Here is a 9,007-nt window from a genome sequence, read left to right as displayed (position 1 = left end):
GTACGAAGGCCTGCACTTCGTCGTGGGCGAATAGCTTCATGACCGAGGCTCCTGAGCAGATAGGGTGATCTGGACAATCTCCTATTCGCGCTCAAGCCTCGGTTCCTTTCTTTCCGGCAAGACTAAGTGGGTAAGAGCCAGTGCGCTCGGCCCTTGACGCGCGGCACCGAGTCGTGTTTGATATACCCAATCACTATGGCGCAAACGGATCTCTCCCTCAACCTCGCCGGTCTCTCCCTCAAGAACCCTGTCATGACCGCCTCCGGCACGTTCGGCTGGGGGCTGGAGTTCGGCAAGCTCGTGGACGTGTCGGCCCTGGGCGCCGTTGTCGTCAAGGCTACGACGCTGCACCCCCGGATCGGCAACAAGCCCCCTCGCGTCACGGAGACGCCGGCCGGGATGCTCAATGCCATCGGGCTGCAGAACCCGGGGGTCGAGGCGGTCATCGCCGACAAGCTGCCGTACCTGTCGCACCTGCGGGTGCCGGTCATCGTCAACATCGCCGGCGACAGCATCGCCGACTATGCCGCCGTGGCGGAGCGCCTGACGGACACCGGCCAGGTGGCCGCGCTGGAGATCAACGCCTCGTGCCCCAACTGCGAGCAGGGCGGGATGCTCTTCGGGCTGGAGCCGGACTCGCTGTCGGCGCTGGTGCGGGCGGTCCGCCAGGCCACCGACCTGCCGCTCATCACGAAACTGTCGCCGAACGTGACCGACATCGCGCCCCTGGCGGCGGCGGCCGTCGCGGCGGGCTCGGACGCGCTGTCGCTCATCAACACGCTCGTCGGCATGGCCATCGACATCGAGAAGCGCAAGCCCAAGCTGGGGAACATCACCGGCGGGCTGTCCGGGCCGGCGATCCGGCCCGTAGCTGTGCGCATGGTCTGGCAGGTCCATGCCGCGAAGCTGGGCGTACCGATCATTGGCATGGGCGGGATCATGGACGCGCACGACGCCCTGGAGTTCATCCTGGCCGGCGCCAATGCCGTGGCGGTCGGGACGGCCCATTTTGCGGCGCCCGAGACGCCGGTGCAGGTGGTGGCGGGCCTGGCGGAGTACTGTGAGCGGCACGGAGTGGCGCGGCTGCAGGACCTGGTGGGGGCGGCGCACTGACACCTGGGCAGACGCACTGCCTGATGTGATACGAGGAGATGCCTTCATGCTTCCGACCGTTGACTTCGCCGGCCTGACTGTCACCCGTCTGTTCATTGGCGCCAACCCCTTCGGGGGCTTTTCCCACCAGAACCCCGAGCGCGACGTGGAGATGAAGACCTGGAACACGCCCGAGCGCATCCTGGAGACCTGGGACCGCGCCTGGAAGGCGGGAATCAACACCTTCGTCACCAATAACGAGACCGAGCACGTCATCGAGACGACCAGGCAGTATCTGGCCGCCAAAGGGCCGATGCAGTGGATCGGCCAGCTTGCCATGCGCTCCCACCCCACCATGTTCGCCGCCCTCGACGAGGCCAAGGCCATTGGCGCCAGCGGCGCGTACTTCCATGGCGGCTACGTGGACGGGTTCTACAAGGAGCAGGACGCCAAGACGCTGGAGGAATGGGTGGCGCACGCCAAGTCCATCGGCCTGCCCATCGGCGTCGCCGGGCATTCGCCGCTGGTGCACGACTGGGTCAACTCGCTCGACCTCGTGGACTTCCACGTCGTGTGCATCTTCAACTGCGGCAGCCTGCACGCCGGCAGCGGCCACCGCTTCCAGCTCGCCGACCTGCCGCCCGCCTACGAGTGCATCGCCCGGATACAGAAGCCCTGCATCGCCTACAAGATCATGGGCGCCGGGCGCATTGACCCGCTCATGGCCTTCGAGTACTGCTTCGACCATATCAAGCCCGGCGACGTGTGCAATGTCGGCATGCACCGCGGCGACAAGGACGGCATGGTCGAAGAGAACGCGCAGATGGTCAGCGACATCCTGGCCCGCCAGAACCAGGGGAAAGCGTAGGGGGATGTCAGAGCCGGAGGTGCTGCGGCAGCGGGACTGGACCGCAGACGAGCTGCGGGCGGCGGGCTTCGCCTACCTGCAGCCCCGGCCGGACTGGCTCGTCCTGGCGCGGGAGTTGCCGGCCGCCGAGGCGCCCCTGACCATCGTGACCGGCTGGGACACCCTCGTGGCCGAGGCGGGCTTCATGATCTGCTTCGACGCGGGTGACGCTCCCCGCGCGGCCCTGTACGACTACAGCCACTGGCCCGTCCACCCCGACCACTTCCGCGATACCTATGTCGCGTATGATGACCCCGGCTGGCAGCCCTCGGCTGCCCAGCAGCACCTGCTGGGCCTGGGCTGCCGGCCGTACCGCCGGCGCGTCGGCGTCTGGGCCATGAAGCTGACGGCCGACCGTCTGGTGCAGAGCCCGGAGAGCCCGCAGCCGGTGGTCGTGCCGCGCGGTTCGTGGCTGTGCCTTGGCGCCAGCGGCTCGACGCGTGGCGTGCCGTACTCGATGGACGAGGCCGCGTTGCGACAGCGGTACGTGCTGCCGGAGAGTGTGGCGACAGACGAGACGTGACGGTCCCGGCGGGCTGGACGCCCGCACACCTTCCGAGCTAGCCCGGAGGAGGCGACGGTGAAGGTACTTCCCCCCATCCGCATCAGTGCCGCTGCCTATGACGCCCTTGCCGCGCAGACGCGCGAGGTGCTGGCGGCGTGCCGCCACGAAGCCCATGATGGGACGCCGCTCTACTTCCCCGATGGCTCGGGCCACTACGCAGCCTGCTGGACCCGCGACTTCTGCTACATGGTCGAGGGCGCCGCGCCGCTCCTGCCCCCGGCCGAGATCCTCGCCGGCATAGACTACCTGCTGGCCGGCCAGCGCGAGGACGGGTACATCCCCGACCGGGTGCAGGCCGACGGCCTGGCCGTCTTCTTCCCCGGCGGGGTGGACGAGCCCATCGGCTCCCTGCCCCCGGTGGACAACCAGCCCTTCCTGGCCAAGCTCATCTGCGCCTACTCGAAGCTGAGCAAGGGCTACCAGCCGGTCAAACAGCGCCTGGGCCGCGTGTACGCGGCCATGGAGGCCGTGCCGCGGCAGCCGGACGGCCTGGTCGCCATTGACCGCAACAACCCGTGGGTGGACTACGGCTTCACCGACACCATCGCCAAGACCGGCAAGACGCTGTTCGGGTCGCTGCTGTACTGGGAAGCCTGCCTGCTCATGGCCGAGACCTACCGCCGCTGGGAGCAGCACGACGACGCCCACGACTGGTATGAGCGCGCCGAACATGCCGGCCACCGGCTGTTCGAGTTCTGGGACGACGACCAGGGGATGTACCGGGCAGCCATGCGGGACTGCCGGCAGGTGGACCTGTGGGGCAGCGCCTACGCCGCCGTGCTGCGCGTGGCCTCCAAGACGCAGACCGAGCGCATCGCCCACTACTTCCTGCGCCACCGCGACCAGATCATGCTGAAGGGCTATGTCCGCCACGTGCCCGGCGACGGTGTCTGGCAGCGCCTCTTCCGCGACATCCCGGCCGGCACATACCAGAACGGCGGCTACTGGGCCGTGCCCAGCGGCTGGGTGGCGCGGACGATCGCCACGGTGGATGAGGATTTCGCGCGCCGCATGATGGAGGGCCTGATCGCGCAGTTCGCCCAGGACGGGGCCTGCGAGTGGATCAACGCCGAGAAGCAGGCCCTGCCCGGCTACGGCGCCAGTGTGGCGTGTGTGCTGGGTTCCGTGACGCGCGCGAAGGCGTAGGGGGCGCGGGCGAGGCCGCCCGCGCTACTCTCAAGGGGCGGAAGACCCCGCGCTGCTACCTGGTGGTAGAAGTACCGCGGGCGGCACCAAGTGCCGCCCGCCTCTTCAATCTTCTCTCTTCCTTCTTCCCTCTTCTCAGTGCTTCATCCCCCACCAGAAGCCCGCGCCGAAGCCGCCGGTGAAGGGCAGATTGTAGGTCATGATCTTCCACAGCACTTTGCCCCCCGCCTGGGCCGCGTGACCCACGCCCCCGACCGCATGGCCGATGGCGTCCCAGTGCCACTGGGCGATGCCGTAGTAGGCCAGGACCTGCATGAGAATGAACACGAGGCCGATGGCGCAGCCGATGAGGCGCCCGGTGGTCTTGAGGAAGGAGGCGGCGGCCCACCCAAGGAACCCTCCGACTCCCAGAGTGCCAATGATCGGGATGAGTACTTCCATGGCCTTCGCTCCGTTCGAGGATAGCCTGATGATAGTCGGCGCACAACGACGAGTCAAACCCGCGAGGCGGCCATGAGCGCCCCGGCGGTGTTGCTCGTGGATTGCCCCAAGGGGCTACAGGAGCCGCTGCGGCGCGCCCTCACGGACCAGGGCATGTTGGACGCCGGCCAACTGCACGTGGCGCCGCAAGTCGTGCTGGTGTGGCTGGACCCACATGCGGCCGACGCCGAGACGCGCGTGAGCGAGCTGCGCGACCGCCATCGCCGGTCCTCGCCGGCGATTGTGGGGGTCAGTGCCGCGGCGGATGCACCGGCCCTCGTGCGCGCCGCCGAGACCGGGCTGGACGACCTGCTGCCCGACGCGGCCGATCCCGCCCAGATCGCCGCCCGCGCCTGGCTCATCTGCGGGTCGCGCACCCGCTTCGCGCAGGCCAGCCCACTGACGGGCCTGCCGGGGGCTGGCGCACTGGAGCGGGAGATCAGCCGCCGCCTGCCCCAGCGGGGCCAGATGGCCCTCCTGGCCTTTGACGTTGACTTTTTCAAGAGCTATAATGACCGATACGGCTACCGCCGGGGTGATGACCTGCTCCGCTACGCGTGGTGCGTCATCGAGCAGGCATTGCAGGCGGCGGACGGGGCCTTCCTGGCCCATCTGGGCGGGGACGACTTCTTCGCCCTGGTCCGCCCTGCCGAAGCGGAGGCCGTGGCGCAGCGGGCGGTCGAGCTGTTCGCGGCGGGCCGCGCCGAGTACTACGACGCCGCGGACCTGGCGCGGGGGGCGGTGTTCGTCCGAACGCGCACAGGGGAACTGCGGCAGGTGCCGCTGGTCACGCTGACGGTCGCGTGTGTGACCAATGAGCCGGAGGACTTGCAGCACAGTGGCCAACTGGCGGCTGTGCTGGCGGAGCTGAAGGCGTATGGCAAGCGCCTCGGGGGTGGCCGGTTTGTAGCCGACCGGCGCCGCGTTCACGACGGCGAAGCAGCATGGGTGTTGCGGCAGCAACAGGGTCGGGGGACGGAGCGCTAGCCAGGGGAGGCCTCTCATGGCTCACAAGATCCTCTTCGTTGACGACGAGCGCGACCTCGTGCAGTGTGCCGAGGTGTTTCTCAAGGACGCCGGCTACGAGTTCGAGGGTGCCTACGACGGCATGCAGGCTCTCCAGAGGGTCAAGGAGAGCAAGCCGGACTTGATCGTCCTCGATGTCTCCATGCCGCGCTTGACGGGGTGGGACGTGCTGCTCATGCTCCAGGACGATCCCGCCACCGCCACCATCCCCGTGCTCATGCTCACCGCCAAGAGCCAGGACCAGGACAAGGCGCGCGGCTGGGAGCTGGGCTGCACCTGGTACCACACCAAGCCCTTCGAGTTCGATGATCTGCTCATGATCATCGGCCGTATCCTGAGCGACGCCGACACCGGCGACCTCTGATCCACACCACGGCCGTTGTCGCCCGCATCCACACCTGATCCGAGGTTCTGCATGGATCAGCCGATCCACATCGTCAGCGTCAGCCTCGGCTCGTCCCGGCGCGACAAGACCATCGAGACCGAGTTCCTGGGGCGACGCTTCCTGATCCAGCGCCTCGGCACCGACGGCGACTTCCAGCGTGCGGCGCAGATGATCTCCGACCTGGACGGCCAGGCGGCGGCCATCGGCCTGGGCGGCATTGACCTGTACCTGATCGCCGGAGGGCGCCGCTGGACCGTGCGCGATGCCGCACGCCTGGCGGCCCACGCCCACACCACCCCCGTCGTGGACGGCAGCGGCCTGAAGAACACCCTCGAACGCGAGACCGTGCGCTACCTGCACCGCGAGGGACTGCTGCGGCCCGCCGACGGCTCCGGCCGCAAACCCCGCGTGCTCGTCGTCTCCGCCGTGGATCGGTTCGGTCTGGCCGAGGCCGTCACCGAGACCGGGGCCGACACCTGCTTCGGCGACGTCATCTTCGCCCTCAAGATCCCTCTCCCGGTGCGGAAGCTCGGCTCGATCCGCGTGCTCGCCCGGACGCTGCTGCCGCTCATCTGCCGCCTGCCCTTCAAGCTGATCTACCCGACCGGCCAGCACCAGCACGAGGTGCACAGCCGGGGCAATCGCTGGTTCCAGTGGGCCGACGTGATCGCCGGCGACTTCCACTTCATCGGCAGCAACCTGCCCCAGCCCGGCCCGGACAACACCGACCTGCTCGCCGGCAAGATGGTCCTCACCAACACCACCACCGAAGAGGATGTGGCCAAGCTCAAGGCGCTGGGGCTGACCACGCTCGTGACGACGACGCCCCGGATGGAGGGTCGCTCGCCGGGCACGAACGTGATGGAGGGGGTGCTGGTGGCGCTGTCGGGCAAGCGTCCCGAGGAGCTGACGGAACAGGACTACCTGGACCTGCTGGCCAAGCTGGCGTGGCACCCGGACGTGGCGCGGCTGCAGGAGTAGTGGCAAGTGGCAAGTGGCAGGTGAGGGCGCGGGCGGAGGCCCCCGTTACTTGGCCCGCCCCTCCCCTTCCCCTCCGGCATGTCTCTTCCATGACACTGGCCGGACCCGGCCAGTCTGAGCAGGAGCGGTGACGCCGTGTCCAGTGTTCTCCTCCACCTCTGCTGCGGGCCGTGCGGCACCGCCGTCATCGAGCGTCTGGCCCCCGACCACGACCTCACGCTCTACTGGTTCAACCCCAACATCCAGCCCGCCGAGGAGTTCGACCGGCGCCTGGCGGCCGCGCAGGCGCTGGCGCGTCATCTGGGCCGGGCGCTGCAGGTCGAGACCGGCGGGGAGGAGGACTTCGCGGAGTTGGCGGCGGGCCTGGAGGAGGAGCCCGAGGGGGGCGAGCGCTGTCGCCGGTGCTATGCGTTGCGGCTACGGCAGGCCATGCAGGCGGCCCGTGCGCAGGCCATCCCCGCCGTCGCGACCACGCTGAGCATCAGCCCCCACAAGTCTGCCGTTGTCATCAGCGAGGTGGGGCAGCGCCTGGCGAGTGAACTGGGCGTGCAGTTCCTCACCGCCGACTTCAAGCAGGACGGCGGCTTCCAGCGCAGTGTGGCGCTCAGCAAGGAGCTGGGCCTCTACCGCCAGAAGTACTGCGGCTGTGGGTTCAGCATGCGCCGGCAGTGAGGCTCCCTACTGCGCCCCGCCGGCGTTGCCAACGGCAGCCTGCTTCGGGTGCGCGGCAAAGAAGTCCCATAGCTCCTGAGTGGCGGACAGGCCTACCGCCGGCGTCGGCCAGTTGTGGTTGCAGCGCTGGACGATGACCAGCTTCACCTCGGTACCGTTCTTCCCTCCCGTGTAGAGCGTGCGGCTCACCTGCGTAGCCGGGTCATCGGTCGTCACGCCGGGGGTAGCACACCCCTCGGCGGCCACGAAGAAGGCGACGCAGTCGAGCACCGACTTGAACAGGTTCTTGGGCGTCTGCGCCCCGTCGAACTTCACCACGCCGTCCTGCCGACCGCAGATGTGGATGAGCGAGACCGGAGCCACGGGCTGGGGGATGTTCGCCCCGCATGGCTTGCCGTCAAGTGACTTGATCCCCAGTGACCCGTTGACGATGCCGGCCGCGGCGATGATGTCAGACAGCTCTACTGCCGCACGGTAGGCCATGTACGCCCCCGCCGAATGCCCGCACACGAAGACCCGCTCGGGGTCGGTGTGATGGCTGGCGTGGAGCTGCTCGATCAGCCCTCGCAGGAAGGCCACATCGTCCACGTCGTCGGCCAGAACGCCCCCCCCGCCGGGGATCTTGCCGAACAGGGCGTTCCAGGTGCGGTCGCCCGCGATGCCGTCGGGATAGGCGGCGATGAAGCCGTACTGATCGGCCAGCGCGCTGAAGCCCGTGGCGCCGGCCATGCCCCGTCCGTTGCCCCGCGCGCCGTGCAGGGCGATGACCAGCGGCATCGGCTTGGCGCCGTCATAGGAGGGCGGAACATGCACGAAGCAAGTGCGGGTGACGGCGCCGACGGGGATGTTGATCTGCTGGTCGCCAGTCGCCGGGGTCGCGGGGGCCGTGGCGCCCGCCATCAGCCCCGCAGCGACGAGCATCCTCGCCAGGTCCGCCCCTTGTGTCACCGGCGTGATGCTCTTGTTGACCGCGACGATGAGGCCCTGGTCGTTGATGAGGTACGTATAGCGCAGCGAGAGACCGTCCGGCCGCAGGCAGCCGTAGGCCTGGGCCACGCTACGGTCGGCATCGGCCAGCACCGGGAAGCTGTACTGGCCCTGCTGGCCGAAGGCGACGGTGACATCGAGGGCCGCGGTGCTGCAGCCGAACACCTGCACCTTGTCCGTTGGCAGACTGGCCATGGCGGCCTGCAACGAGGCACACTGGGCCTTGGCGCCACTGCTGCCCGCGCGCGGGAACCAGCAGAGGGCGACCGCCTTCTTCCCCAGGAACTGCGCCAGCGAGTACTCCTGCCCGTCCGACCCCCTGAGCGTGAAGTCCGGCGCCTTGTCGCCGGGCTTGAGGTCAACGGCCTGTTGCGCGCAGCCCAGTGAGGCGACCAGACAGAGCGCCATTGCGGCGGACCGAAGCAAGCGGGACAGAGTCTTCATGGCATCCATCTCCTGGAGCGGAGCGGGCCGAGGCGATCCCCGCCTCGGCCCGAGAATGTTGCGCCACCGTGCGTGCGGACGACTAGGCCCCTGCGAGCATCTCCGCCACGGTGACTTCGCGCCCCTCGCGGAGGCTGACCTTCCCCGCCTCCAGGGCCGCGATCATCTCCACCTCGATCTCGATCGGCACGGTCTGCTTGTCCTCGACCACGTAGTCCACGAACGCCTGCTGCAGGTACGTGTACAGGTCGGTCAGGTCGGGCGTCATGGGCTTCCAGCCCTTCTGACCGTACAGGTTGAACTGCCAGCCGGCGCTCATCCA

11 protein-coding genes are annotated in these 9,007 nt (G+C 68.6%); 8 read left to right on the top strand and 3 right to left on the bottom strand.

The window, feature by feature from the left end; translation table 11 throughout:
- Positions 1 to 195 precede the first annotated feature (195 nt).
- From LLH23_00110 to LLH23_00095, 4 genes are read left to right on the top strand one after another with little or no spacing between them, the layout of a single operon-like run.
- A complete protein-coding gene (locus LLH23_00110) occupies positions 196 to 1,113 on the top strand; it encodes a dihydroorotate dehydrogenase (protein MCE5236877.1) in 918 nt (305 codons plus the stop codon).
- A gap of 46 nt (positions 1,114 to 1,159) precedes the next feature.
- On the top strand, positions 1,160 to 1,960 hold the full coding sequence (locus tag LLH23_00105) for a hypothetical protein (protein MCE5236876.1): 801 nt from the start codon (positions 1,160 to 1,162) through the stop codon (positions 1,958 to 1,960).
- A gap of 4 nt (positions 1,961 to 1,964) precedes the next feature.
- Positions 1,965 to 2,522, top strand: a complete 558-nt coding sequence (locus LLH23_00100) for a hypothetical protein (GenBank protein MCE5236875.1) — start codon at positions 1,965 to 1,967, stop codon at positions 2,520 to 2,522.
- A 57-nt stretch (positions 2,523 to 2,579) separates the two neighbouring features.
- Positions 2,580 to 3,710 carry a hypothetical protein gene (locus tag LLH23_00095; protein MCE5236874.1) on the top strand — a complete coding sequence of 377 codons (1,131 nt, stop codon included), beginning with the start codon at positions 2,580 to 2,582 and terminating at the stop codon, positions 3,708 to 3,710.
- Between the two features lie 135 nt (positions 3,711 to 3,845).
- Here the strand turns inward: LLH23_00095 and LLH23_00090 are convergent, their stop codons facing one another.
- Positions 3,846 to 4,151 carry an FUN14 domain-containing protein gene (locus LLH23_00090; GenBank protein ID MCE5236873.1) on the bottom strand — a complete coding sequence of 102 codons (306 nt, stop codon included), beginning with the start codon at positions 4,149 to 4,151 and terminating at the stop codon, positions 3,846 to 3,848.
- Between the two features lie 72 nt (positions 4,152 to 4,223).
- On the opposite strand from LLH23_00090, the gene LLH23_00085 reads away from it, so the two are divergent.
- From LLH23_00085 to LLH23_00070, 4 genes are all read left to right on the top strand, one after another.
- Positions 4,224 to 5,177 carry a diguanylate cyclase gene (locus tag LLH23_00085; protein MCE5236872.1) on the top strand — a complete coding sequence of 318 codons (954 nt, stop codon included), beginning with the start codon at positions 4,224 to 4,226 and terminating at the stop codon, positions 5,175 to 5,177.
- 16 nt (positions 5,178 to 5,193) lie between these two features.
- Positions 5,194 to 5,580 carry a response regulator gene (locus LLH23_00080; protein MCE5236871.1) on the top strand — a complete coding sequence of 129 codons (387 nt, stop codon included), beginning with the start codon at positions 5,194 to 5,196 and terminating at the stop codon, positions 5,578 to 5,580.
- 51 nt (positions 5,581 to 5,631) lie between these two features.
- Positions 5,632 to 6,582, top strand: coding sequence for a gamma-glutamyl-gamma-aminobutyrate hydrolase family protein (locus LLH23_00075; protein ID MCE5236870.1), 951 nt, complete (start codon positions 5,632 to 5,634; stop codon positions 6,580 to 6,582).
- A gap of 135 nt (positions 6,583 to 6,717) precedes the next feature.
- Positions 6,718 to 7,254: an epoxyqueuosine reductase QueH gene (locus tag LLH23_00070; GenBank protein MCE5236869.1), complete on the top strand. Its 537-nt coding sequence runs from the start codon at positions 6,718 to 6,720 to the stop codon at positions 7,252 to 7,254.
- Between the two features lie 6 nt (positions 7,255 to 7,260).
- Here the strand turns inward: LLH23_00070 and LLH23_00065 are convergent, their stop codons facing one another.
- Complete coding sequence (locus tag LLH23_00065) at positions 7,261 to 8,685, bottom strand: redoxin domain-containing protein (protein ID MCE5236868.1); 1,425 nt, start codon at positions 8,683 to 8,685, stop codon at positions 7,261 to 7,263.
- A gap of 82 nt (positions 8,686 to 8,767) precedes the next feature.
- A partial coding sequence (locus LLH23_00060) for a hypothetical protein (GenBank protein ID MCE5236867.1) occupies positions 8,768 to 9,007 on the bottom strand: 240 nt, incomplete at its 5' end.

It is taken from the genome of bacterium, from assembly GCA_021372615.1.
Classification (GTDB): Bacteria; Armatimonadota; Zipacnadia; order Zipacnadales; family UBA11051; genus JAJFUB01.
The sequence above is the reverse complement of the archived record's forward strand: the minus strand, read 5'-3'. Positions and strand labels throughout refer to the sequence as shown.

Excerpts from the sequence above, each read along its gene's own strand:
- LLH23_00110 (MCE5236877.1), top strand. The coding sequence starts at position 196 with ATGGCGCAAACGGATCTCTCCCTCAACCTCGCCGGTCTCTCCCTCAAG.
- LLH23_00105 (MCE5236876.1), top strand. The coding sequence starts at position 1,160 with ATGCTTCCGACCGTTGACTTCGCCGGCCTGACTGTCACCCGTCTGTTC.
- LLH23_00100 (MCE5236875.1), top strand. The coding sequence starts at position 1,965 with ATGTCAGAGCCGGAGGTGCTGCGGCAGCGGGACTGGACCGCAGACGAG.
- LLH23_00090 (MCE5236873.1), bottom strand. The coding sequence starts at position 4,151 with ATGGAAGTACTCATCCCGATCATTGGCACTCTGGGAGTCGGAGGGTTC.
- LLH23_00085 (MCE5236872.1), top strand. The coding sequence starts at position 4,224 with ATGAGCGCCCCGGCGGTGTTGCTCGTGGATTGCCCCAAGGGGCTACAG.
- LLH23_00080 (MCE5236871.1), top strand. The coding sequence starts at position 5,194 with ATGGCTCACAAGATCCTCTTCGTTGACGACGAGCGCGACCTCGTGCAG.
- LLH23_00075 (MCE5236870.1), top strand. The coding sequence starts at position 5,632 with ATGGATCAGCCGATCCACATCGTCAGCGTCAGCCTCGGCTCGTCCCGG.
- LLH23_00065 (MCE5236868.1), bottom strand. The coding sequence starts at position 8,685 with ATGAAGACTCTGTCCCGCTTGCTTCGGTCCGCCGCAATGGCGCTCTGT.